The following is a 23234-nucleotide window of genomic DNA, read 5'->3' on the forward strand; positions in this document are numbered from 1 at the left end:
CGCGACCGGTCCGTCGTCCGGGCGGATGACGGCGCCGCCACCCTGAGGGGGTGCCCGTCGTCCTCCCTGCCGCAGTCGCCGTCGCCCTCCGCGGCGCCCTGGCCGCCGTGTCGCCCGTCAGCTGCGCCGGCTGCGGCGCTCCCGACCTTGAGCTCTGCGACGGCTGCCGGGACCTCCTGCGCGCTCGGCCCGTCGAGGCGGTGCACGCAGGCCTCCGCGTCGTCACGGCGCTGCGGTACGAGTTCGAGGTCCGCGAGGCCGTCCTGGCCTTCAAGCAACACGGCCGGCTGAGGCTGGCGGCCCAGCTCGGCCCTGCGCTCCGTGCCGCGGTCGACCTCGCCCTGCCGCAGGGCGCCCCGCCGACGGCGTTGGTCGCGGTGCCGCCGTCGCCCTCGGGGCGACGGAGTCGGGGATGGGACCCGGTGACGACGCTGGCCCGGGCTGCGGGGGTGTCCGCCTCCGTCGGCGTCCTCGTCGTCCGGCCCGGACGCTCGTCAGCCCAGAAGCGCCTCGACCGAGAACAGCGCGCCCGGGCACGCGAGGGCAGCCTGCGCTGCCGGGTCGACCTGACGGGTCGACGGGTGGTCGTCCTCGACGACGTCCTCACGACGGGCAGCACCCTGCAGGAGGCGCGGAGGGCCCTCGAGGAGGCAGGAGCCGAGGTGGTCGCCGCGCTCTGCCTGGCGGCCACGCCGCTCGCCGCACGGGCGTCGTCGTGACGGTCTCGGCGGTCGGCGACGGCCCCGGTCCGGCGGCGCACGGGTGGACGGGAGGTGACAGGGAGGCGTCGACCTGGCTACGGTGGGGCAAAGGCGTGAAAGGACATCCGCCTGGCTGACAGGCGGCACGTCGATAGCCATAGGAGGTCGTCATGGAAATTTCCGTCACGGGTCGAAACGTCGGCATCACCGATCGTTTCCGCGACTACGCCACTGACAAGGCCGACAAGGTGGCGCAGCTCGCCACGAAGGCCCTGGCGCTCGAGATCAAGGTCTCGCGCCACAACGAGAAGGCGAGCGGCCAGGCCGGCGACGACCGCGTCGAGCTCACCCTCATCGGCCCCGGCCCCCTCGTGCGGGCCGAGTCGACGGGAGGCGACAAGTACGTCGCCTTCGACCTCGCGGTCGCGCGGCTGCTCGAGCGGATACGCCGGGCCAAGGACCGCAAGAAGGTCCACCGGGGACAGCACAGGCCGACGTCGCTGCAGGAGGCCTCGAGTGCCGACTTCAGCACGCTCGGCGTGGTGCCCGCCGCGGCAGAGACCCTGGACGCCGTCCGCACGGGCAGCGTGCCCACCGTGCAGGCCGAGGCGGCCGAGGAGGAGGACGAGGTCTACACGCCCGTCGTCATCCGCAAGAAGGTCTTCGCGTCGACGCCGATGACGGTCGACGACGCCCTGTACTACATGGAGCTCGTGGGGCACGACTTCTACCTCTTCATCGACTCGGAGACCGATCGCCCGAGCGTCGTCTACCGCCGCAAGGGCTGGGACTACGGCGTGATCGGCCTCGACCAGAGCTCTCCCGACCTGCAGGAGGCGGCGACGGCCCTGAAGGCGGGCTTCGCCGGCTGACCCGGCGGCGCCCGAGCCGGCGTCGCCCCGGCGGCCACGCCCTCGGGGGAGGCAGGGAGGACCACGCCGGTCCTCCCTCCTCCTCCCAGGGCCGTGGCCGCTAGTCTTGTCACCATTCCGTGCTCGTCCCGCGAGGGGGCGGGCACGTCCAGAACCAGGGAGCATCCGTTGGCCAACGTCCTAGAGAAGGTCCTCCGCGTCGGTGAAGGGCGCACACTCCGCAGGCTCAAGGCGTACGCCGCGGCCGTCAACGAGCTCGAGGACGACTTCACGACGCTCACCGACGACGAGCTCAAGAACGAGACCGTCGAGCTGCGCGAGCGCTACGTCGGCGGCGAGTCGCTCGACGACCTGCTGCCGGAGGCCTTCGCCGCCGTCCGCGAGGCGGCGAAGCGGACCCTCGGCATGCGCCACTTCGACGTCCAGCTGATGGGCGGCGCCGCCCTCCACCTCGGCAACATCGCCGAGATGAAGACCGGCGAGGGCAAGACCCTCGTCGCCACGACCGCCGCGTACCTCAACGCCATCGCCTCCCGCGGCGTGCACGTCATCACGGTCAACGACTTCCTCGCGAGCTACCAGTCCGAGCTGATGGGCCGCGTCTTCCGCGCTCTCGGCATGACGACCGGCTGCATCCTGGCCGGCCAGACCCCGGCGGAGCGCCGCGAGCAGTACGCGGCCGACATCACCTACGGCACGAACAACGAGTTCGGCTTCGACTACCTGCGCGACAACATGGCGTGGCAGTCGCAGGACATGGTCCAGCGCGGGCACTTCTTCGCCGTGGTCGACGAGGTCGACTCGATCCTCATCGACGAGGCCCGCACCCCCCTCATCATCTCCGGTCCCGCCTCGGGCGAGGCCAACCGCTGGTTCGCCGAGTTCGCCACGATCTCGAAGCGCCTGATCGCCGGCACCGACTACGAGGTCGACGAGAAGAAGCGCACGGTCGGGGTGCTCGAGCCCGGCATCGAGAAGGTCGAGGACTACCTCGGCATCGACAACCTCTACGAGTCGGCCAACACGCCCCTCATCTCGTTCCTCAACAACTCGATCAAGGCGAGCGCGCTGTTCAAGCGCGACAAGGACTACGTCGTCATCAACGGCGAGGTGCTCATCGTCGACGAGCACACGGGGCGCATCCTCAGCGGCCGCCGCTACAACGAGGGCATCCACCAGGCCATCGAGGCGAAGGAGGGGGTGGAGGTCAAGGCGGAGAACCAGACGCTCGCGACCGTCACCCTGCAGAACTACTTCCGCCTGTACAAGAAGCTCTCCGGCATGACGGGAACGGCCGAGACCGAGGCCGCCGAGTTCATGAGCACCTACAAGCTCGGCGTCGTCCCGATCCCCACGAACAAGTCGATGCAGCGCATCGACCAGACCGATCTCGTCTACAAGAACGAGACCGCGAAGTTCGAGCAGGTCGCCGAGGACATCGTCGAGCGCCACGAGAAGGGCCAGCCCGTGCTCGTCGGCACCACGAGCGTGGAGAAGAGCGAGTACCTGTCTCGCCTCCTCGCCAAGCGCGGGGTCAAGCACGAGGTGCTCAACGCCAAGAACCACGCCAGGGAGGCGGCGATCGTCGCGCAGGCCGGTCGCTTCGGCTCGGTCACGGTGGCGACGAACATGGCCGGTCGAGGCACCGACATCATGCTGGGCGGCAACGCCGAGTTCCTCGCCGTCGCGGAGATGAACACGAAGGGCCTCAGCCCCTCCGACACGCCGGACGAGTACGAGGCCGCCTGGGACGACGTCTTCGCGGCCAAGAAGGCCGAGGTCGCCACCGAGGCCGAGAAGGTCATCGAGGCCGGTGGTCTCTACGTGCTCGGCACGGAGCGCCACGAGTCGCGTCGCATCGACAACCAGCTGCGCGGACGCAGCGGCCGGCAGGGCGACCCGGGCGAGAGCCGGTTCTACCTCTCGCTCACGGACGACCTGATGCGCCTGTTCAACTCGGGCGCCGCCGAGTCGCTGATGGGCCGCGGCAACGTGCCGGACGACCTCGCGATCGAGAACAAGATCGTCGGCCGTGCCATCCGGTCCGCCCAGTCGCAGGTCGAGTCGCGCAACGCCGAGATCCGCAAGAACGTCCTCAAGTACGACGACGTCCTGAACCGTCAGCGCGAGGCCATCTACGGCGACCGCCGACACATCCTCGAGGGCGACGACCTGCAGGACCGCTCGCAGCGCTTCCTGGAGGACGTCGTCAACGAGGTCATCGACCAGCACACGGGCGAGGGCAGCCCGGACGACTGGGACCTCGACGCCCTCTGGACCGAGCTCCGGACCCTGTGGCCCATCTCGATCACGATCGACGAGGTCATCACCGAGGCAGGGTCCAAGGGCAAGGCCACGCGTGACTTCCTGGGCCAGGAGATCCTGTCCGACGCCAAGGTGGCCTACGGGACTCGTGAGGGGACGCTCGGCGAGCCCGCCATGCGCGAGCTCGAGCGCCGCGTCGTGCTGTCGGTCATCGACCGTCGGTGGCGTGACCACCTCTACGAGATGGACTACCTCAAGGACGGCATCGGCCTGCGGGCCATGGCGCAGCGCGACCCGCTGGTCGAGTACCAGCGTGAGGGCTACGCGCTTTTCCAGAGCATGATGGGCCAGATCCGCGAAGAGTCGGTCGGGTTCCTGTTCAACCTCGAGGTCGAGGTCCAGTCGCAGGTCGGCGCCGCGGAGGCGCCGGTGATCGCCGCGAAGGGGCTCGACGGCGAGACGCAGCAGCCCAAGAAGCTCGAGTACTCGGCCCCGAACATCGCGGGCGAGGTCGAGGTCCGCGACCAGCGCGGACGCCTCGAGCAGGCGGCGACGGCCAAGGCGCAGAAGGCCCAGGACGACGCCGAGCGCGGGGACGACCCCGAGGTCGCCGCCGCCCAGGCCACCGGCACCTCGAAGCCCGCCGGGCGCGGGGCCTTCGGCCAGGCGCCGGACGGCACCAGCGGTGGCTCGCCCGTGAACCGCGCGGAGCGTCGCGCCGCGGGCAAGAAGAACAGCTGAGGCAGCAGGCCTCCCGCCGCGCACACGACCCCGACGGGGCCGCTCACCACCGGTGAGCGGCCCCGTCGGGGTCGGCGGACGTGTCAGAGGATGTGGAGCGCGCTCGCCTGCCAGCGCTCGCCGACGATCTCGAGGCGGATCGCCACCGCACGGGCGCGACCCCGACCGTGCACGACGACGACGGTCTCGACGACGCCCGGCACCGGCCGCGCGACCTTCACGGTGCCGATCCGGAGGACGGGGCGGACGGGGCGGTCGGCGAGCACCGAGCGTGCCCGGGCGGCCAGCCGGACCCGGGTGCGCAGGACCGCGTGGACGTCCGAGCTGACCCACCGGGTCAGCTGCTGCAGGTCACGGGCGCCGGCGAGCACCTCGAGCACCGACCGGGCGAGCCCCTCGGCGGCCACGCCCGGGTCGAGCTCCGGCTCGGCGGGCACGGGCCGCTCCGGTGGGAGCGGCTCGACGAGGAACAGCTCGGCGGCCCGGTGCGGTCGACGAGGCCGACGACCGGGCTCGTCCAGCCCGTCCGGCTCGGCGGGCTCGTCGGGCTCGGACGACAGGAGGGCGAGAGGGGGAGTCATGGGGCTCGGACTTTCGTGGGGGGCGTGGCGTTCAACATATGACATGTCCGGACAGGTCTGTTCCGACCAGCTGTCGCTGTGGACAAGTGGCCGAGGCCCCACGCGGCCGAGGGGCCCGGCGAGCGCTCGATCGAGGTCGACCTAGACTGGGCGCGTGTCGACGCTCAGTGATCTCGTTCTCGCCCAGGGCCGCTCCAGCGAGGCGGACGTCGAGTGGCTGCACCTGCTGGTCGGCGACTGGCAGCTCCTCGCCGACCTGGCCTTCGCCGACATGGTGCTGTGGGTCCCCACGGACACCGGCAGCTACGTGGCCGTGGCGCACGCGCGTCCGTCGAGCTCCGCCACGCTCTTCTACCGCGACTTCGTCGGCCAGGAGGTGCGCCCCGAGTGGCGCTCGCAGATCCAGCAGGCCTTCGAGACGACGCGGATCGTCGACTCCGCGGCGCCCGACTGGTACGAGGAGACCCCCACGCGCGTCCGTGCCGTGCCCGTCCTCCGCCGTCTCGGCGCGAGCCGTCCCGACGTGACGGAGGCGCCCATCGCGGTGATCACGCGACACACGAACCTGAGCGAGGCGCGGACCCCCAGCCGTCAGGAACTCACGTTCAACCAGTGCAGCAACGACCTCTTCGCGATGATCGCCGCGGGGGACTTCCCCGACCTCGGCGCTCCGACCGGGCCGCGCCGGGGCGCACCCCGCGCCTCCGACGGCCTGCTCCGTCTCGACGTCGACGGCATGGTCACCTTCGCGAGCCCGAACGGCCTGTCCGCCTTCAACCGCATGGGCTTCGCCGGCGAGCTCGAGGGCGAGTCCCTCGCCGAGGTGACGACGGGACTGCTGCAGGGCAAGCTCGTCATCGACGAGTCCCTTCCGCTGGTCGTCACGGGGCGGGCGCCGTGGCGCACGGACATCGAGGCGCGGGGCGTCACCGTGTCGCTCCGCGCCATCCCGCTGCGGGACAAGGGCGAGCGGGTGGGCGCCGTCGTGCTCTGCCGCGACGTCACCGAGCTCCGACACCAGGAGCGAGAGCTCATCACCAAGGACGCGACGATCCGCGAGATCCACCACCGGGTCAAGAACAACCTGCAGACCGTCGCGTCGCTCCTCCGCATCCAGGCCCGACGCACACACACCGACGTCGCCCGCGAGGCACTCACCCAGGCCATGCGCCGCGTGGCCTCGATCGCGGTCGTGCACGACACGCTGTCCGAGGGCCTCAGTCAGAACGTCGACTTCGACACGGTCTTCGACCGGGTCCTCATGCTCATCACCGAGGTGGCGTCCAGCCACGCCACCACCGTGCGTCCCACGAGGACGGGCAGCTTCGGCGCCCTCCCGAGCGAGTACGCGACGCCGCTCGCCCTGGCGCTCACCGAGCTCGTGACCAACGCCGTCGAGCACGGTCTCGACGGCCGGGACGGCGTCGTGGAGATCTCGGCCGAGCGCGACGACGAGCAGTTGACGGTGAAGGTGCGGGACGACGGCGTCGGCCTGCCCGAGGGCAAGGTCGGCTCCGGCCTGGGGACGCAGATCGTCCGGACGCTCATCCAGGGCGAGCTCGGCGGCACCATCGACTGGCACACGCTCGTGGGCAACGGCACCGAGGTCACCATCGAGATCCCGTTCCGCTGGCTCACCCGCGCCTGACCGTCCCCGCTCGGCCCGTCCCCGCTCCGACCCGCCCTCGGCGGCAGGAAGGGGTGGGCTGTCCTAGCCGGACCCTGACTGTCGTCCGGACACGACGAGGCCGGCTCCCCGTGGGGGAGCCGGCCTCGTGTGTTCGCTGGTGCTCGGTGCCTAGCTGGCGCGGCGGGCGCGGGCGGCGCGGCGCTTGAGGGCCCGACGCTCGTCCTCGCTGAGCCCGCCCCAGACGCCGGAGTCCTGACTCGTCTCCAGGGCGTACTGCAGGCAGGTCTCCGTGACCGTGCAGCGACCGCAGACGGTCTTCGCCTTGTCGATCTGGTCCACGGCGGGGCCCGTGTTGCCGACCGGGAAGAACAGCTCCGGGTCAGCGGTCAGGCAGGCGGCTTTGTCACGCCAATCCATCGATGGGTACTCCTTTGGGTGCTGGACCGGGCACGTCGAAGCGCCGGGTTCCGGTGGGGGGAAGAAAGCCGAGAGACTTCGATTCATTGGGAGGCGCGCACCACGACGTACGCGTCACTTCGACCTCGAATATGGTCGCATACTGGAACCGCCAGATCAAGGATTCTCAGGAGGGATCGAGCGTGGCCGAGCAGTCCGGAGACACCCCGCCCGAGAGGACAGGTCGTTCTGCGACGCCGTCCCGTCCCGCCCTCTACTGGCTGCTCGTCCTCCTGCTCGCGGCCGAGGCCGCACTGCTCGCCGTCGCGACGGCGTACCTCCTGGTCGAGATCCTCACGGTGCGGCCCGACTCCTACGCGGCTGCCGCCGCGATCCTGTTGCTCACCCTCCTCGCCGCCGTCTGGCTGGGCGCGATCGTCGTCGGCGCAGTTCGCGGCCGAGGCTGGATCAGGGGCGCCGCGATCGTGTGGCAGGTGCTGCAGATCGCGGTCGGCGTCGGGAGCCTGCAGGGCACCTTCGCCAACCCCTCCGTCGGGCTTTGGCTCATCGTCCCCGCCGTTCTCGTCGTGGTGCTGCTGCTCGTCCCGAGCGTCGTCGCCGTCACGTCCGCACGCGACGACGCCCCGCCTCGCACCTACTGATCTGCAGGGCGAGGCTGGGCGTCGGCCGAGCGGCTCAGTCCAGGCCGAGCTTCTTCCGCAGCGACGCCACGTGGCCGGTCGCCTTCACGTTGTACAACGGCAGCTGAACGACGCCCTGCTCGTCGAGCACGAACGTCGACCGGATCGTGCCGGTGACGACGCGGCCGTAGTTGTTCTTCTCGCCCCAGGCGCCGTACTCCTGGTGCGCCGTCAGCTCCGGGTCGGACAGCAGGGGGAAGTTCAGTCCCTGCTCGTCCTTGAAGCGGCGGAGCGCCTCCGGGGCGTCCTTCGACACGCCCAGCACCTGGTACCCGGAACCCGCCAACGAGTTGATGTTGTCCCTGAAGTCGCAGGCCTGCGTCGTGCAGCCCGGCGTCGACGCCGCCGGGTAGAAGTACACGATCACCTTGCGGCCGGCGAAGTCCGACAACGAGACAGGGGCGCCCGACTCGTCGTCGAGGGTGAACGGGGGCGCCGTGGCGCCCTTCTCGAGCTTCGTGGACATGGTGCTCCGATCTCGCGGCGCACAGGGGCACCGGTGGTTCTCAGGGGGTCGAATCTCATGCTAGAGTCATTCCTCGTTGCGCCACGCCGCGCAGCACGCACCTCTAGCTCAATTGGCAGAGCAACTGACTCTTAATCAGTGGGTTCTCGGTTCAAGTCCGAGGGGGTGCACCACAAAATTGGCTTCCCCGTGTTCGAAGCTCCGCTTCTTCGCGGGGGATTTTGTTCCACGCCTTTCGTCGCCTGCGGCGACGTGCGGCTCGGGTCGTGCGGGGCAGGCACCTCTGCCCGCCAGGTGCTCGTGGCGCGGGGCGCGGACGACGCTTCGCTCGTCCCCTTCGGCGACAGGTGCGGACGACGCTTCGCTCGTCCCCTTCGGCGACGGGAGCGGACGACGCTTCGCTTGTCCCCTTCGGCGACAGGTGCGGACGACGCTTCGCTCGTCCCCTTCGGCGACAGGAGGGGGCGACGCTTCGCTCGTCTCCTTCGGCGACAGGAGGGGGCGGGGCGGGGCGGGGCCTAGGGTGGCGGGATGGCGACTGTTGTGGTGGTGCGGCACGGGCGGACTACGGCGAACGCGAGCGGGGTGCTGGCGGGGCGGACGGCGGGGGTGCTGCTCGACGAGGTCGGGCGGCAGCAGGCCGCGGCGGCGGGGGCGAGGCTGGCCGTGGTGCCGTTCGCCCGGGTGGTGACCTCGCCGCTCGAGCGGTGCCGGGAGACGACCGAGGCGATCGTCGCGCAGCAGTCGGCCGACGCCTCCTTCGAGGTGCTGGTCGACGACGCGATCACCGAGTGCGACTACGGGGACTGGCAGGGCCGTCCCCTCTCCGAGCTCGCCGGCGAGGACCTCTGGCAGGTCGTCCAGCGGCAGCCGTCCGCCGTGACGTTCCCGGGCGGCGAGACGATGTCGGGCATGCAGCACCGGGCCGTCAGCGCGATCCGCGCCCACGACGCCGCGGTCGAGCGAGAGCACGGGCCGGGAGCCGTCTGGCTCGCGGTCAGCCACGGAGACGTCGTCAAGTCCGTCCTGGCCGACGCCCTGGGCATGCACCTCGACCTGTTCCAGCGCATCTCGGTCGGCCCGGCGTCCGTGTCCATCGTGCGGTACGGCACGCACCGCACCGACGTCCTCGCCACCAACACCGACGGGGGCGACCTCGGCTGGCTGCGCGGCGCGGCGCCCAGCACGGACGCCGCCGTCGGGGGAGGCGCCAGCACCGTCTGAGTGCCCGCCCCGGACACCTGCGCCCGGCGCTCGTAGGATGACGCCATGCCCACCATCGTCCACGGGTTCGACTGGCCCGACCGCGTCGTCGTCGGCACCGTCGGGCGCCCCGGAGCCCGCACCTTCTACCTGCAGGCCCGTGACGGCCGCCGCGTCGTCAGCGTCGCCCTCGAGAAGGAGCAGTCCGCCGTCCTCGCCCGCAAGATCGACGAGATCCTCGACGAGGTGCGCAGCGTCGAGGGCAACCCCGCCAGCGTCCCCGAGACCACGCCCGACGAGCTCGTCGACCACGCGCCCCTCGACCAGCCGGTCGAGGCCGAGTTCCGGGTCGGCGCGCTCAGCCTCGGCTGGGACCCGTCGACGGCCCAGGTCGTCGTGGAGGCGTACCCCCTCGTCGACCCGGGCGACGACGACCTCGACGTCGACCTCGATCTCGACTCCGACGAGGCCGAGCCGGTCGAGATGATGACCCTGAGGCTCCCGGTCGGCACCGCGAGGGCCTTCGCGGCCCGCACCCTCGAGGTCGTGGGCGCCGGCCGTGCCCTGTGCCCGCTCTGCGGAGCGCCCATGGACCCCGAGGGCCACGTCTGCGCCGGTCCCGGCGACTCCTGGTGACGACCGGGCCCGACCTGCTGGCGGGGGAGCTGACGCTCACGGGCCGGGTGACCACCGCCTCCAACGCGACGTTCGTCGGCGAGGTCGACGGGGTCGTCGTGGTCTACAAGCCGATCGCGGGCGAGCGCCCGCTCTGGGACTTCCCCGACGGCGACCTCGCCTCGCGGGAGGTCGCGTCCTGGCACGTGTCCGAGGCGCTGGGCTGGGACGTCGTGCCCCGCACCTGGCTCCGGGACGGCCCTCTCGGCCCCGGCATGGTGCAGCTCTGGTGCGACGTCGACCCCGACCAGGACGCCGTCGACCTGCTGCCCTCCGCCGACGTGCCGGAGGAGGGCTGGCGCACTGTGCTCGAGGGCCTCGACGAGGACGACGAGCCGGTCGCGCTCGTGCACGAGGACTCGTCCGCGCTCCGCCGGATGGCGGTCTTCGACGTGCTCGTGAACAACGCCGACCGCAAGGGCGCCCACGTCCTGGCGATGCCGGGCGGTCACCGTCACGGAGTGGACCACGGGCTGACCCTGCACGTCGAGCACAAGCTCCGAACGGTGCTCTGGGGCTGGGCGGGAGAGCCCCTCACGCACGACGAGCTCGACGGGGTCGCCCGGGTCGAGCAGCAGCTCGGCGGCGAGCTGGGGGCCGTCCTCGGCGGGCTGGTCACCGAGGCCGAGGTCGCCGCGCTCGGCGCCCGGTGCGAGCGCCTGCGGGCGACGGGCACCTTCCCCGAGCCCGAGGGCCAGGCGCCCGCCGTCCCGTGGCCGCTGTTCTGACCGCTCGCTGGGGGCACGTGATCGTCGGCCGGTCCGTCGGCTAGTCCTGTCCGCGCTCGTCCCGGGGAAGCTGCGACGAGGCGTCGCGCCCGGTGACCGGGTAGGGGCCGGTCATGCCCTCGCGCAGCCGCGCGGCGGCCAGGATGCGGTCGCGCTGGAGGTGCCAGCCGAGCATCAGCAGCGGGATGATGACGACGAGCGACATGACGGTGCACGAGCCGATCGGCCAGTCGATCGCCATCAGCACGACCACCGCGAGCAGGAACGCCAGCGTCAGGTAGCTCGTCACGGGCGCTCCGGGCAGACGGAACGACGGCTCCTCCGCCTTGCCCTCCTTGGCCCACTGCCGCAGTCGCATCTGGCAGAGGATGATCGTCCCCCACGCGGTCAGGATCCCGAGCGAGGCGATGTTCAGCACGATCTCGAACGCGGTGTTCGCGCCGACGACGGCGTTCAGCACGACGCCGAGCAGGGTGATGCTCGCCGTGAGGAGGATGCCGCCGAAGGGCACGCCGCCCTTCGACATCTTCGTCGTGAACTTCGGCGCCGAGCCGTTCATGCCCATGGAGTGCAGCACGCGGCCGGTGGAGTACAGCCCGGCGTTGAGGCTCGAGAGCGCGGCGGTGACCACGACGAAGTTCATGATCGAGCCGGCGATCTCGCCCACCTCGGGGCTCCCGATGCTCCCGAAGAACGTCACGAAGGGGCTCTGCCCGGCCTCGTACGACGTGTAGGGCAGCAGCAGCGACAGCAGCACGAGACTGCCGACGTAGAAGACCGCGATGCGGATGATGACGGTGTTGATGGCCCTGGGCACGACCTTCTCGGGGTGCTGCGTCTCGCCCGACGCGGTGCCGACGAGCTCGATCGCGGCGTACGCGAACACCACGCCCTGGATGACGATGACCGCGGGCAGGAGGCCGTTCGGCAGGATCCCGCTCGCCGCGATGACCGACCAGCCCGTGTCGATCGACTCGCCGCCGCTCGTCACGGGGAACGAGGCGGCGAGCCAGACGACCCCCACGACGAGGAACACCACGAGGGCCGCGACCTTGATGATCGCGAACCAGAACTCCATCTCGCCGAACACCTTGACCGCGAGCAGGTTCACGGACAGCACGACCGCGAGCGCCACGAGGGCCAGCAGCCAGTCGGGGGCAGACGTGAAGGCGCTCCAGTAGTGCAGGTAGAGGGCGACGGCGGTCACGTCGACGATCGCGGTCATGGCCCAGTTGAGGAAGTACATCCAGCCGGCGGCGTAGGCGGCCTTCTCGCCGAAGAACTCCCGCGCGTACGAGACGAACGACCCTGAGGAGGGGCGGTGCAGCACGAGCTCGCCGAGGGCCCTGAGGATGAAGAACGCGAAGACCCCGCAGATCGCGAAGACGATCGCGAGCGCGGGGCCCGCCGTCGCGAGGCGCCCGCCGGCGCCGAGGAACAGCCCCGTGCCGATCGCGCCTCCGATGGCGATCATCTGCAGCTGACGGGGCTTCAGCCCTTGGTGGAACCCCTCCTGCTCGTGCGAGAAATCCTGGGGGACGTGATCGGGGGAGGCGCCGGGGCCACCCTCCTTCGAGGGACTCGTCATGGCACGACCGTAGACCCCTCGGTGCACGATCTGCACCCTCCCTGGCCGGTGGGCGCGAGACGAGGAGGCGGCGTGCCCGGCCTGCAGGCTCTGTAACGATGGGGTCTCGATCACGATCCCCGCAGGCACGGGCGACACGCCGTCACGGGGGACGCGCGCGGTCCCCAGGGAGGGGGTCGGCGACTTGGTCGTCACGTGTCGTCCGCGCTACCGTCGTGTCGACCCGGTCCGCCGGGTCCGACATCATCAGGACGCGTCGCCGTCGGCCCCAGGATCACCGGGCCGCGGCGACGTACGGTCCGGTGGCGCCGGCGCCGGTCCCGTGACCGGCCCAGCGGGGTACGGGTTCGCGAGGCAGACCAGGCACGACGCCGGTCACGCGCCGCTTGAGCCGGTCCGTCCCGCACGTGCCGTCGACCCGTCCGCCCGACCTGGACGCCGCCGACGGCTCCGGCCCGAGCGGCCGGACGCCCCTGTCGGCGTGCGCATGGAGAGCCCGTGACCACCACCCCCGCCGTGCGCGCCCGGAACCTGTACAAGGTGTTCGGCCGCCGACCCAAGGACGCCGTGACCCGCCTGGAGGCGGGCGCCACCCGAGCCGAGGCCGCGTCCCTCGGCACGGCCGCCGTCATCGACGCCTCCTTCGACGTGCAGCCCGGCGAGATCTTCGTCGTGATGGGGCTGTCCGGCTCCGGCAAGTCGACGCTCATCCGGATGCTCAACGGCCTGCTCGAGCCCACCTCCGGCTCGGTCGAGGTCTCGGGGTCCGCCATCTCCGACGTGCCCGCCGCGCGCCTCCGCGAGGTGCGACGGCAGAACGTGTCGATGGTGTTCCAGCACTTCGCGTTGCTGCCGCACCGCACCGTCCTCGACAACGTCGCCTACGGCCTCGAGGTCCAGGGCGTGCCGAAGGCCGACCGCCTGGCCAAGGCGCGCGAGATGACCGCCGTCGTCGGCCTCGGCGGCTGGGAGGACAAGCTCCCCGCCGAGCTGTCGGGCGGCATGCAGCAGCGCGTCGGCCTGGCTCGCGCGCTCGCCGCCGAGACCGACATCCTGCTGATGGACGAGGCGTTCAGCGCCCTCGACCCCCTGATCCGGCGCGAGATGCAGGAGCAGCTGCTCGAGCTGCAGGCGACCCTCGGCAAGACGATCGTCTTCATCACCCACGACCTCAACGAGGCGATGTTCCTCGGTGACCGGATCGCCGTCATGCGCGACGGCCGCATCGTGCAGATCGGCACGCCGGAGGACATCCTCACCGACCCGGCGAACGACTACGTCGCCCAGTTCGTGCAGGACGTCGACCGTGCGCGGGTGCTCACCGCGTCGAGCGTGATGGAGCCAGCCCGCGCCGTCGTCCAGCTGACCGCCGGCCCGCGGGGCGCGCTCCGCACGCTGCGTGACCTGCAGACCGCGGCGCTGTTCGTGCTCGGCCGCGACCGCACGCTGCTCGGCTGGGTGCGCGACGGCCACGTGATGCGCCAGGTCAAGGCCGCCGACACCGACCTCGCCTCGATCGTCAACGCCGAGTTCGCGAAGGTCGGCCCCGACGCCGCCCTCGTCGACCTCTTCGAGCTGGCCGTCGAGAGCCCCCTGCCCATCGCCGTCGTCGACGACCGCGACCGCTTGATCGGCGTCATCCCGCGCGTCACGCTGCTCGCCGCGCTCGGCGGGGTCGACACCTCGACGTCGCCGATCCCCGTGCTCGAGCCCGTGACCCGCTACTCCGAGAGCGAGCTCGACGAGACGCTCGCCGCGCCTGCCGGCGTCCCCGCCGCGACCACCGAGGGAGCCCTCCGATGAACGAGTACCTCCGCATCCCCTTCGGCGACGCCGTCGCCGTCGTCGTCGACTGGGTCACGACCCACCTCGGCGGCTTCTTCTCCGTGATCCGCGCGATCGTGACCTTCTTCTACGAGTGGGTCGAGTACTTCCTGAGCGCACCTCCCTTCTGGGCGGTCGTCGTCGTGATCGCGGTCCTGGCCTTCGTCGCGAAGGGCTGGAAGTTCGGCCTCGGCACGGCGGCCGGACTGCTCTTCATCGGCACCCTCGGCCAGTGGGAGAACGCCATGTCGACCCTCGCCCTGGTGCTCGTCGCCGGCGCGGTGGCCATCGTGCTGAGCATCCCGCTCGGGGTCCTCGCCGCGAAGTCGTCGCTGGCCTCGCAGATCATCCGGCCCGTGCTCGACTTCATGCAGACGACCCCCGCGTTCGTCTACCTGATCCCCGCCCTGCTGCTGTTCCGCATCGGCGTCGTCCCCGGCATCGTCGCGACGGTCGTCTTCGCGATGGCCCCCGGGGTCCGCCTGACCGAGCTCGGCATCCGGGGCGTCGACAAGGAGGTGGTCGAGGCGGGCCACGCGTTCGGCTCGTCCCCGTGGCGCATCCTCCGCCAGATCCAGCTGCCGCTCGCGAAGCCGAGCATCATGGCCGGCGTCAACCAGGTCATCATGCTCTCGCTCTCAATGGTCGTCATCGCCGGCATGGTCGGCGCGGGCGGGCTCGGCGGCGACATCGTCGCGAGCCTCAACCGGATCGACATCGCGCTCGGAGCGGAGGCCGGCATCTCGGTCGTCGTGCTCGCGATCATCCTCGACCGGATGACGGCGGCCCTGGGCGCCGACCGCCGGGCGCGTCGACGCCCGCTCCGCAGCGGCGCCGGCCGGGACGACGCTCCCGCGCCGACGCCGAGCACGCAGGAGGCGCGCACCGCCGACAGCGAGCAGCCCGTCCCCGTCGGGGCCGCCGCGTGAGCCCGCGAGCAAGCACCAGCACCAGCACCTCGAACACACCGATCGTCCCCGGAAGGACACCCATGAAGAAGCGCACCATCGCCGCCTCCCTCGCCCTCGGCACCACTGCCGTCCTCGGCCTCGCCGCCTGCTCGCCTCCCGGCAGCTCGTCGTCGGCCGAGACCCTCGACAACGGCGACAAGAGCGTCGTCGAGCTCGCCGTCTTCAACGGCTGGGACGAGGGCATCGCCGCCTCGTGGCTCTGGAAGTCGGTCCTCGAGGACGAGGGCTACATCGTCAACCTGCAGATGGCCGACGTCGCCCCCGTCTACTCGGGCCTCACGACCGACGACTACGACGTCGTGCTCGACACCTGGCTGCCCACGACCCACGCGGACTACGTCGAGCAGTACGGCGACGACCTCACCGACCTCGGCGCCTGGAACGACGACGCGAAGCTCGCCGTCGCGGTGAACGCCGACGCACCGATCGACTCGATCGAGGAGCTGAACGCGAACGCCGACCTCTTCGGCGGCTCCATCGTCGGCATCGAGCCCGGAGCGGGCCTGACGACGGCCGTCCAGGACGCGACCATCCCCGACTACGGCATCGACGCGCTCGAGCTGCAGACCTCGTCGACCGCCGCCATGCTCACCGAGCTGAAGAGCGCCACCGAGGCCGGCGAGAACATCGCCGTCACCCTGTGGAGCCCGCACTGGGCCTACGACGCGTTCCCCATCAAGGACCTCGCCGACCCGAAGGGCACGCTCGGCGACGCCGAGGGCATCCACTCGTTCGGCGGCAAGAGCTTCACCTCGAACTTCCCGCAGCTGACCGAGTGGCTCGAGGGCTTCGAGATGGACACCGAGACCCTCTCGTCGCTCGAGAACGCCATGTTCAACAGCGGCGTCGACGGCAGTGACTACACCGAGGTCGTGGACGAGTGGATCGCCGAGAACCAGGACTACGTGGACGGCCTCACCAGCTGACCCGCACCTCCTCGTCACGCCCCGTCCGGCTCAGCCGGGCGGGGCGTCGTCGTACCCCGACGCCAGGCTCCCGCACAGGCTGACCACCGGGGACGCACGGCAGAGCCCCAGGGGAGACCAGGGGAGTCGCGCGTAGCGTCGGTCTCGCACGTCCCCCACGAAAGGCACCACCCCGTGACCACCATCGCCGTCGAGCCCCTCCGCCGCAGCGCGCAGCTCAGCACCCGGAACGTCTCCGGCGGCCTCGTCCAGGTCTCGACGCCCGACCGCGTCCTCGGCCACGTCCGCGACGAGGGCGGCGTGCACGTGGCGCTGAAGGGCCCGAACCCGGCCTGGGCCGAGGAGGTCGGCCGCTACGCCACGCTCGGCATGGCACTCGAGGCGCTGCGCCTCCGCAAGCGCTCCGTCTGACGCACCGTCCGACGGGCCGCCCGTCGCGCCGTCAGTCGCCCACGCCGGCGAAGAACGACGTGAGCTCGCGGTCGATCCGTGACCGCGCCTCCTCGTCGCTGATCGACGGCTCGCCGTCGCCCGGCTGGGCGCCGTAGCTGCCGAACTGCGCGTGGGCGAGGCCCGGGATCTCGACGACCGTCGCGTCGTCGGGCAGCATGTCGCGGTAGCGCTCGATGTCGTCCGGCGTGCTCAGGCCGTCCCGGCTGCCGCCGAGGCTGAGCACGGGCAGGTCGTCGCGGCCCGAGAGGTCGGTCGTCGCGCAGTACGAGCCGAAGAGGACGAGGCCCTCGACCGTCGGGTCGTCCGCGGCGTACTGACAGGCGCGCACCCCGCCGAGGGAGTGCCCGCCGACTGCCCAGTTCGTCACCTCGGGCGCGAGGTCGGTGAAGTGCGAGAGCGGACGCGGGTCGAGGATCCCGAAGCCGAGCACGGGGCGCTCGACGACGACGGTGACGCCCGTGGCGACGAGGCCGGCGAGCACCTGCTCGTAGGCCTGCGGGTCGACGCGGGCGCCGGCGACGAAGACGAGTCCCTGGTCGAGCGCCGTGGTCCGGGCCGGGCGCAGCACGACGACGTCGGGCTGGTCGGCGACGTCGACCCGAGTGTCGTCCGCGACGGCGGCCAGTGAGGAGGCGGTGGCCGACATCGGCGTCTTCGCCCAGACGAAGAAGCCGGTCGCCACCAGGACGACCACGGCGAACAGGACGAGCGCGACGCCCTTCAGCACGCGACGCGTGCGGCTGCGGGGGGCCGCGCGGCGCCGGCGTCCGGGAGGTGACGAGGACGTGGCGTCGTCGTGACGGGAACCTGTGGATCGACTCACGGTCCCAGTCTGACGGGACCGAGGTCGGTCGGGCGCCCTCCGCGTGCGACAGTGTGGACGGATGCCTTGGATCCAACTGCTCATCTCGGTGGCCGCGGCCGTCGTGCTCACCTTCGTCGTCTCGGCGGTCGTCGGCCTCGTCGTGGGGCTCGTCGCCAAGAAGAAGGAGTGGGCGAAGGCGCTCGTCGAGCGCATGCGCCGTCCGTTCCGCTGGACGCTGCTGGTCGTCCTCCTCACGATCGCCCTCCGCACCTCCTTGCCTGCCCTGCTCGGCTCGCCGTACGCCGGCGAGGAGGTGGTGGCGCAGCTCTTCCGCTGCGCCGTCATCGTGGTCGTGGCCTGGTTCGTCGGGGCGCTGGCCCTCTTCTTCGAGGACCTGGGGCTCGCGCGCTACCGGATCGACACCGCCGACAACCGGATCGCCCGGCGGGTGCGCACCCAGGTGCTGATCCTCCGGCGCCTCACGATGGTGGTCGTGGTCGTCATCGCGGCCGGCGCGATCCTCCTCGGGTTCCCCGGCGTCGAGGCCGTCGGGGCCAGCGTCCTCGCGAGCGCCGGCCTGGTCTCGGTCGTGGCCGGCCTCGCCGCGCAGTCGACCCTCGCGAACGTGTTCGCGGGGATCCAACTCGCCTTCAGCGACGCGATCCGCATCGACGACGTGGTGGTGGTCGAGGGCCAGTGGGGCCTGATCGAGGAGATCACGCTCTCGTACGTTGTCGTCCACATCTGGGACGACCGCCGTCTCGTGCTGCCCTCGACCTACTTCACGACGACGCCGTTCGAGAACTGGACCCGTCGCAACAGCGAGCTGCTCGGCGCCGTCGAGCTCGACCTGGACTGGCGGGTCGACCCCGGCGCCATGCGCGACGAGCTCGACCGCATCCTCGAGCGCACCGACCTCTGGGACCGCCGCACGAAGGTGCTCCAGGTGACCGACGCGACCGGGGGCTGGGTGCGCGTCCGGGTGCTGGTCACCGCCAAGGACGCCGGCACGCTCTTCGACCTGCGCTGCCTCGTGCGGGAGGACCTCGTCGCGTGGCTGCACCGCGTGTCGCCGCAGGCAGTGCCGCGCACCCGCGTCCAGACGGTCGAGGCGGAGCCTGAGCCGACGACACGCCGTCCTGCACGGTCCACGTCGGAGGCAGGAGGGCTCTTCTCAGGCGAGAACGCCGGCTCGGAGCGCACGCAGCTGTTCACGCAGGCGATCCCGATCCAGCGCGACGCCGACCCGGAGCCGCGGCCCTACGCCGCCACCATGGGCGCCGAGGACGAGCGCGACCCGCACGTCGACCGGTCGTTCGACGGCCGACCGACGGGTCGCCCCGACCGCTGAGCCCGGTCCGCAGGCACGAAGGAGGCGCGCCCCCGACCGGGGACGCGCCTCCTTCGTGCCTGTGCCGGCACGTCAGCCGGTCGAGGGCCGAACGGTCAGTCGTTCTCGTTCGCGGCCTCGACCACGTTGCCGACCGCGATGGCCGTCGTGGCGGCCCAGGCCACGGCGGTGAGCAGCAGTCGCCAGTCGCGGGGACCGGAGCTGAGGCTCTTGAGCAGGCTCACGCCCGAGAAGAGCGAGCTGATGATCGCTCCGTTGAAAAGGAATTTGCGCACGGTTCTCTCCTGGTGATCGGTGGCTCCACCGTACTCGTCAGGCCGCTCCGCGCACCGGCGGGGATCGGTGCAGTGCGTGCAGGTCGCGGGGCCGTAGGGTGAGCTGCCCGGCTCGCCCGGTCCGGGCTCGTCGGCCGGAGGAGACCTGGTGCGCACTGCCGTGCTCGGAGCAGCGTTGCTCGTCGTCGGGCTCGTCGCCCTGCTCGCCGGGGTGCTCACGCTGGAGGAGCTGGGCACGCTCGTCGAGCGGGTCGCCCCGGTGCTCGGCTTCGTCGTCGCGCTGACGATCGTGTCGGAGCTCGCGGCCGAGGCCGGTCTCTTCTCCTGGCTGGCCGGGTTCGCCGCGCGGGCGGCGCGCGGTCGCGTCGTCGTGCTCTGGGCCTTCGTGGTCGCGCTCGCGCTCGGCTGCACGATCTTCCTGTCGCTCGACACGACCGCCGTGCTGCTCACCCCCGTGGTCGTGCTCGTCGCCCGTCGGGTCGGGCTGCCGCCGATGCCGTTCGCCCTCACGACGGTGTGGCTCGCGAACTGCGGCTCCATGCTGCTGCCGGTGTCGAACCTGACCAACCTGCTGGCCCTCGACGCCCTCGGGTCGCCGTCGCCCGCCTCCTTCGCCGCGCTCGTGGCGCCGGCGGCCGTGGTCGCCGCCGTCGTGCCGGTCGCCGCCGTCGGCATCCGCTACCGCCGCGAGCTGAGCGGGCGCTTCGAGGCTCCCGAGCGGGAGGAGGCAGGCGACCGCGTCCTCTTCGTCGTGGCCGCCGTCGCCGTGGCCCTGCTCGTGCCGGCGCTGGTCAGCGGGATCGAGGTGTGGATCCCCGCGGCGGTGGCCGCGCTGGTGCTCGTCGTCGTCACCGCGGTGCGTCGCCCGTCGACGCTGCGGCTCGGCCTCGTGCCGTGGGGCACGATCGTCTTCGCCAGCGGCCTCTTCGTCGTCGTCGAGGCGGCGCACTCGCTGGGGCTCGCGGACGCGCTCGCCGTGCTGGTCGGATCGGGCGACGGCCTGCCCGACCTGCTGCGCCTCGCCGCCGGCAGCGCGGCCGCCGCCAACGTCGCGAACAACCTGCCGGCCTACCTCGCCCTCGAGCCCGTCGCCGGCTCGCCGCTGCGGCTCGTGGCCGTGCTGGTGGGGGTCAACGTCGGCTGCCTGGTCGCGCCCTGGGCCTCGCTCGCGACGCTGCTCTGGCACGGGAGGCTCACGTCGATGGGCGTCGAGGTGAGGTGGCGCGGCGTCGTGCTCGGCGGGCTCGGGGTCGCCGTCGTCGCCGTGCCGCTCGCCGTCGTCGCCACGGTGCTCGTCGGGGCGTAGCCCGCCGACGTCGCCGTGCCCCCGGCCGGCACCGTGCCTGCTGCCGGAGTCGCGCCGACCGACAGCGCCGCGCGAGCGTGGGCCAGCGTGCGCCGCAGCATGTCCGAGAGCGCCACCTCGTCGGTCGTCCGGCCGGGGGAGTGCACCTCCGCGACGACCGACCCTGACCAGCCCGACCGCGCCAGGTGCTCGAGCACCTCGGCCACCGGCTGGTCGCCTGTGCCCGGCACCAGGTGCTGGTCGACCAGGCCGCCCGGCCGCGTCGAGACGACTCCGTCGCAGAGGTGGACGTGACGGAGGCGCGGGCCGAGAGCCAGCGCGAGGTCGAGCGCGTCGCGCCCGGCGACGGCGGCGTGCGAGAAGTCCAGCACCGCCGCGTCGACGTCGAGGGTCGACGGGTCGTGGCCGGGGGAGTAGACGTCGGCGACGATCGGACCTGCACGCCAGGGGAACATGTTCTCGACCGCCAGCTCGACGCCGGTCGACGCGGCCAGCTCCCTGACCAGGCCGAGGAACCGCGCGGAGTGCCGACGCTGCCACCGGAACGGCGGGTGCACGACCACCGTCGAGGCGCCGAGCTCGACCGCGAGCTCGGCCGAGCGTCGCAGCTTCTCGCCCTGGTCGCGGCCGAGGGCGAAGTGGGCGAGCGGCAGGACGGGCGCGTGCACCGAGAGCACCGGCAGCCCCCAGCGAGCCGAGGAGTCGCGGAGCAGCCGGGCGTCGCGGCTCGCCCGGTCGGCGGTCACCATCACCTCCACCCCGTCGAAGCCGGTGGTCCTCGCGAGGCGGAAGGCCTCGTCGACGGGGAGCGGGGAGACGCAGGACGTACTCGTTCCGACCGTGATCACGCGGCCAGGCTACGACCGGGCCCGTGGCGGGGGAGCCGAGCGGGGGTGAACGTCGGGCGAACGACCGGGGAACGTCCCCGGGGCCGGGCGACCGCCTCCTCGGGCCGGTCGAGCGCCGACTACAGCCAGTCGCGCTTGCGGAACTGCCACCAGAGCACGCCGCCCACGCCGACGATGAGCACGCACGAGGTGACGAAGCCGCCGACCGTGCTGAAGCCGGGGTACGGCACGTTCTGGCCGTAGAAGCCGGTGATGGCGGTGGGCACCGCGATGATCGCGGCCCAGCTCGTCACCTTCTTCATGATCCCGTTCATCCGGTTCGACTGCAGGTTGAGGTTGGTGTCGAGGATGGTCGAGACGAGGTCGCGGAGCGAGTCGTTCTGCTCGGCGACCCGGACGACGTGGTCGTAGACGTCCTGGTAGTAGGGCTGCATCACCGGGTCGAGGTCGTGCAGGTCGCGGCGCAGCAGGGTGTTGAGCACCTCGCGCATGGGCGAGGCGACGCGCCGCAGCCGCACGAGGCTCTTGCGCAGCGCGAACGAGCGCTTCTGCACGTCGAGGGTGCGGGGCGCGGGGTCGAAGAGGTCGTCGGCGATGCCCTCGATCTCGTCGTCCAGCGCGTCGACGGCCTCGAAGTGCCGGTCGACGACGACGTCGAGGACGCCCCAGAGCAGGAACGAGACCCCGTGCGCCGCGAGGTCGGGGCTCTGGTCGAACGCCTTCTCGAGCCGCGAGGCGTCGAAGTCGGCGTGGTGGATCGTCACGAGCGCCTTCGCGGTCAGGAACGCCTTGACCTCGCTCGTCGTCAGCTCGCCCGAGGCCGCGTCGAACGAGACGTCGTAGAGCGCGGTGAAGAGGTGGTTCTCGTAGCGGTCGACCTTCGGCCGCTGGCCGTCCTGCAGGGCGTCCTCGACGGCGAGTTCGTGCAGCCCCAGCTCGTCCTCGAGGTCGTCGAAGTCCGCCTCCGTGGGGTCGGTGAGGTCGACCCACACGGTGCAGCCGTCGGTCTCCAGGTGGTCGCTGACCTCGGACAGCGGGAACCCCTGCGCCACGAGCTGCCCCTCCCGGTACGCCCGGGTCTGCGTCGGGGTGCGGGTCGCGGTCGGGGCCTCGGTCATGGGGGCATGCTATCCACGTGACCCCGCACGTGAAGCAGCGCGCCGACGCCCCCGACGACTTCTTCGAGGCGGAGGCGGCCGGCCTCGCCTGGCTCGCCGAGGCCGTGCCCCGCGGGGGCGCGAGGGTCGTGGCCGTCGAGTCGGTCTCGGCAGGCCGCATCGCGCTCGAGGCCGTGCACGAGACCCGCCCGACGCCGGAGGCGGCACGGCAGTTCGGCGCGGCGCTCGCCGCCACCCACGCGGCCGGCGCGGACGCTTTCGGGGCGCCTCCTGCAGGCTGGCACGGCCCTGTCTTCATCGGCCGTCGGCAGCAGGACTGCACGCCTCGCGACAGCTGGGGCGCGTTCTACGCGGCCCAGCGAGTGCTGCCGTTCGCCCGGACGGCCGCCGAGGCAGGGGCGCTGACGCGGGACGAGCTCGACCTCGTCGAGTGCGCCTGCACCGCCGTCGCGTCGGGCGCCCTCGACGACGACGCCGCGCCCGCCCGGCTGCACGGCGACCTGTGGAGCGGCAACGTCCTGTTCGACGCCGACGGCGTCGTCCTGATCGACCCGGCTGCGCACGGCGGCCACCCCGAGACCGACCTGGCGATGCTGCAGCTGTTCGGCCTCCCCTTCCTGGAGGAGGCGCTGGCGGGATACCAGGAGGCGTCGCCCCTCCGGGCGGGCTGGCGCGACCGCGTGCCGCTGCACCAGCTGCACCCGCTCGCGGTGCACGCGGCGGGACACGGCCGGAGCTACGGTCGCGCGCTCGCCGAGGCGGCGGGGCAGGTGCTCCGGCTCGTCTGAGCGGCGGCCCGGGGGACAGGCC

General features: G+C 71.9%; 22 protein-coding genes, 1 tRNA gene and 1 pseudogene. 16 read left to right on the forward strand and 8 right to left on the reverse strand.

The window, feature by feature from the left end:
- Positions 1-50 precede the first annotated feature (50 nt).
- The 3 genes from ES689_RS02245 (at position 51) to secA (ending at position 4579) form a co-directional block, all read left to right on the forward strand.
- Positions 51-719, forward strand: a complete 669-nt coding sequence (locus tag ES689_RS02245) for a ComF family protein (protein ID WP_146899636.1) — start codon at positions 51-53, stop codon at positions 717-719.
- 152 nt (positions 720-871) lie between these two features.
- A complete protein-coding gene (hpf, locus tag ES689_RS02250) occupies positions 872-1573 on the forward strand; it encodes a ribosome hibernation-promoting factor, HPF/YfiA family (protein ID WP_146899640.1) in 702 nt (233 codons plus the stop codon).
- Between the two features lie 168 nt (positions 1574-1741).
- Complete coding sequence (gene secA / locus ES689_RS02255; RefSeq protein ID WP_146899643.1) at positions 1742-4579, forward strand: preprotein translocase subunit SecA; 2838 nt, start codon at positions 1742-1744, stop codon at positions 4577-4579.
- 83 nt (positions 4580-4662) lie between these two features.
- Here the strand turns inward: secA and ES689_RS02260 are convergent, their stop codons facing one another.
- Positions 4663-5160, reverse strand: a complete 498-nt coding sequence (locus tag ES689_RS02260) for an Rv3235 family protein (RefSeq protein WP_146899646.1) — start codon at positions 5158-5160, stop codon at positions 4663-4665.
- Between the two features lie 154 nt (positions 5161-5314).
- Between ES689_RS02260 and ES689_RS02265 the strand changes: the two genes are divergently transcribed.
- A complete protein-coding gene (locus ES689_RS02265) occupies positions 5315-6808 on the forward strand; it encodes a sensor histidine kinase (protein ID WP_146899649.1) in 1494 nt (497 codons plus the stop codon).
- Positions 6809-6958: 150 nt separating this feature from the next.
- On the opposite strand, the gene ES689_RS02270 is transcribed toward ES689_RS02265, so the two are convergent.
- The gene (locus tag ES689_RS02270) at positions 6959-7207 is read right to left on the reverse strand and encodes a WhiB family transcriptional regulator (protein WP_055796236.1); all 249 of its coding nucleotides are present in this window, start codon (positions 7205-7207) and stop codon (positions 6959-6961) included.
- Positions 7208-7338: 131 nt separating this feature from the next.
- Between ES689_RS02270 and ES689_RS02275 the strand changes: the two genes are divergently transcribed.
- On the forward strand, positions 7339-7848 hold the full coding sequence (locus ES689_RS02275) for a hypothetical protein (RefSeq protein WP_223269336.1): 510 nt from the start codon (positions 7339-7341) through the stop codon (positions 7846-7848).
- A 34-nt stretch (positions 7849-7882) separates the two neighbouring features.
- Here the strand turns inward: ES689_RS02275 and bcp are convergent, their stop codons facing one another.
- On the reverse strand, positions 7883-8353 hold the full coding sequence (gene bcp / locus ES689_RS02280; RefSeq protein WP_146899652.1) for a thioredoxin-dependent thiol peroxidase: 471 nt from the start codon (positions 8351-8353) through the stop codon (positions 7883-7885).
- 97 nt (positions 8354-8450) lie between these two features.
- On the opposite strand from bcp, the gene ES689_RS02285 reads away from it, so the two are divergent.
- The 4 genes from ES689_RS02285 (at position 8451) to ES689_RS02300 (ending at position 10959) form a co-directional block, all read left to right on the forward strand.
- A tRNA-Lys gene (locus tag ES689_RS02285) sits at positions 8451-8526 on the forward strand.
- A 358-nt stretch (positions 8527-8884) separates the two neighbouring features.
- Positions 8885-9577 carry an MSMEG_4193 family putative phosphomutase gene (locus ES689_RS02290; RefSeq protein WP_146899655.1) on the forward strand — a complete coding sequence of 231 codons (693 nt, stop codon included), beginning with the start codon at positions 8885-8887 and terminating at the stop codon, positions 9575-9577.
- 45 nt (positions 9578-9622) lie between these two features.
- Positions 9623-10192: a DUF3090 domain-containing protein gene (locus tag ES689_RS02295; RefSeq protein ID WP_146899658.1), complete on the forward strand. Its 570-nt coding sequence runs from the start codon at positions 9623-9625 to the stop codon at positions 10190-10192.
- Positions 10189-10959, forward strand: coding sequence for an SCO1664 family protein (locus ES689_RS02300; RefSeq protein ID WP_146899661.1), 771 nt, complete (start codon positions 10189-10191; stop codon positions 10957-10959). Before ES689_RS02295 ends, ES689_RS02300 begins: the two co-directional genes overlap by 4 nt.
- Before the next feature lie 40 nt (positions 10960-10999).
- Here the strand turns inward: ES689_RS02300 and ES689_RS02305 are convergent, their stop codons facing one another.
- The gene (locus ES689_RS02305) at positions 11000-12547 is read right to left on the reverse strand and encodes an amino acid permease (RefSeq protein ID WP_146899664.1); all 1548 of its coding nucleotides are present in this window, start codon (positions 12545-12547) and stop codon (positions 11000-11002) included.
- 498 nt (positions 12548-13045) lie between these two features.
- Between ES689_RS02305 and ES689_RS02310 the strand changes: the two genes are divergently transcribed.
- The 4 genes from ES689_RS02310 (at position 13046) to ES689_RS02325 (ending at position 16679) form a co-directional block, all read left to right on the forward strand.
- Positions 13046-14350 carry a glycine betaine/L-proline ABC transporter ATP-binding protein gene (locus ES689_RS02310; protein ID WP_146899666.1) on the forward strand — a complete coding sequence of 435 codons (1305 nt, stop codon included), beginning with the start codon at positions 13046-13048 and terminating at the stop codon, positions 14348-14350.
- Positions 14347-15300 carry a proline/glycine betaine ABC transporter permease gene (locus tag ES689_RS02315; protein ID WP_146899669.1) on the forward strand — a complete coding sequence of 318 codons (954 nt, stop codon included), beginning with the start codon at positions 14347-14349 and terminating at the stop codon, positions 15298-15300. Before ES689_RS02310 ends, ES689_RS02315 begins: the two co-directional genes overlap by 4 nt.
- 62 nt (positions 15301-15362) lie before the next feature.
- The gene (locus tag ES689_RS02320; RefSeq protein ID WP_146899672.1) at positions 15363-16268 is read left to right on the forward strand and encodes a glycine betaine ABC transporter substrate-binding protein; all 906 of its coding nucleotides are present in this window, start codon (positions 15363-15365) and stop codon (positions 16266-16268) included.
- A 174-nt stretch (positions 16269-16442) separates the two neighbouring features.
- Complete coding sequence (locus tag ES689_RS02325; RefSeq protein ID WP_146899675.1) at positions 16443-16679, forward strand: hypothetical protein; 237 nt, start codon at positions 16443-16445, stop codon at positions 16677-16679.
- Positions 16680-16710: 31 nt separating this feature from the next.
- On the opposite strand, the gene ES689_RS02330 is transcribed toward ES689_RS02325, so the two are convergent.
- Entirely contained in the window at positions 16711-17544 is an 834-nt protein-coding gene (locus tag ES689_RS02330) for an alpha/beta hydrolase (protein ID WP_223269337.1), read from the reverse strand.
- 61 nt (positions 17545-17605) lie between these two features.
- Here ES689_RS02330 and ES689_RS02335 point away from each other — a divergent pair, with 61 nt between their 5' ends.
- Positions 17606-18877, forward strand: a complete 1272-nt coding sequence (locus ES689_RS02335; protein ID WP_146899681.1) for a mechanosensitive ion channel family protein — start codon at positions 17606-17608, stop codon at positions 18875-18877.
- 95 nt (positions 18878-18972) lie between these two features.
- Here ES689_RS02335 and ES689_RS02340 read toward each other — a convergent pair whose 3' ends face one another.
- A complete protein-coding gene (locus tag ES689_RS02340; protein ID WP_123546487.1) occupies positions 18973-19152 on the reverse strand; it encodes a hypothetical protein in 180 nt (59 codons plus the stop codon).
- A gap of 148 nt (positions 19153-19300) precedes the next feature.
- Between ES689_RS02340 and ES689_RS02345 the strand changes: the two genes are divergently transcribed.
- Entirely contained in the window at positions 19301-20458 is a 1158-nt protein-coding gene (locus ES689_RS02345) for an SLC13 family permease (RefSeq protein ID WP_146899684.1), read from the forward strand.
- Positions 20459-20595: 137 nt separating this feature from the next.
- On the opposite strand, the pseudogene ES689_RS15775 reads toward ES689_RS02345, so the two are convergent.
- Both ES689_RS15775 and ES689_RS02355 read right to left on the reverse strand, forming a co-directional pair.
- Positions 20596-21306, reverse strand: a pseudogene (locus tag ES689_RS15775) (sugar phosphate isomerase/epimerase family protein); the annotation flags it as partial.
- Between the two features lie 119 nt (positions 21307-21425).
- Entirely contained in the window at positions 21426-22424 is a 999-nt protein-coding gene (locus ES689_RS02355) for a magnesium transporter CorA family protein (protein WP_146899689.1), read from the reverse strand.
- 17 nt (positions 22425-22441) lie between these two features.
- Between ES689_RS02355 and ES689_RS02360 the strand changes: the two genes are divergently transcribed.
- On the forward strand, positions 22442-23212 hold the full coding sequence (locus ES689_RS02360) for a fructosamine kinase family protein (protein WP_146899692.1): 771 nt from the start codon (positions 22442-22444) through the stop codon (positions 23210-23212).
- The last annotated feature ends 22 nt before the right edge of the window (positions 23213-23234 follow it).

Origin of the sequence: Frigoribacterium sp. ACAM 257 (genome assembly GCF_007954365.1) — a bacterium.
Classification (GTDB): Bacteria; Actinomycetota; Actinomycetes; order Actinomycetales; family Microbacteriaceae; genus Frigoribacterium.

What these genes read in the sequence shown, in the direction of transcription:
- ES689_RS02260 (WP_146899646.1), bottom strand. Translation starts at nt 5,160, where the DNA reads ATGACTCCCCCTCTCGCCCTCCTGTCGTCCGAGCCCGACGAGCCCGCC.
- ES689_RS02295 (WP_146899658.1), top strand. Translation starts at nt 9,623, where the DNA reads ATGCCCACCATCGTCCACGGGTTCGACTGGCCCGACCGCGTCGTCGTC.
- hpf (WP_146899640.1), top strand. Translation starts at nt 872, where the DNA reads ATGGAAATTTCCGTCACGGGTCGAAACGTCGGCATCACCGATCGTTTC.
- ES689_RS02305 (WP_146899664.1), bottom strand. Translation starts at nt 12,547, where the DNA reads ATGACGAGTCCCTCGAAGGAGGGTGGCCCCGGCGCCTCCCCCGATCAC.
- ES689_RS02355 (WP_146899689.1), bottom strand. Translation starts at nt 22,424, where the DNA reads ATGACCGAGGCCCCGACCGCGACCCGCACCCCGACGCAGACCCGGGCG.
- ES689_RS02335 (WP_146899681.1), top strand. Translation starts at nt 17,606, where the DNA reads ATGCCTTGGATCCAACTGCTCATCTCGGTGGCCGCGGCCGTCGTGCTC.
- ES689_RS02320 (WP_146899672.1), top strand. Translation starts at nt 15,363, where the DNA reads ATGAAGAAGCGCACCATCGCCGCCTCCCTCGCCCTCGGCACCACTGCC.
- ES689_RS02315 (WP_146899669.1), top strand. Translation starts at nt 14,347, where the DNA reads ATGAACGAGTACCTCCGCATCCCCTTCGGCGACGCCGTCGCCGTCGTC.
- bcp (WP_146899652.1), bottom strand. Translation starts at nt 8,353, where the DNA reads ATGTCCACGAAGCTCGAGAAGGGCGCCACGGCGCCCCCGTTCACCCTC.
- ES689_RS02270 (WP_055796236.1), bottom strand. Translation starts at nt 7,207, where the DNA reads ATGGATTGGCGTGACAAAGCCGCCTGCCTGACCGCTGACCCGGAGCTG.
- ES689_RS02275 (WP_223269336.1), top strand. Translation starts at nt 7,339, where the DNA reads ATGGTCGCATACTGGAACCGCCAGATCAAGGATTCTCAGGAGGGATCG.
- ES689_RS02290 (WP_146899655.1), top strand. Translation starts at nt 8,885, where the DNA reads ATGGCGACTGTTGTGGTGGTGCGGCACGGGCGGACTACGGCGAACGCG.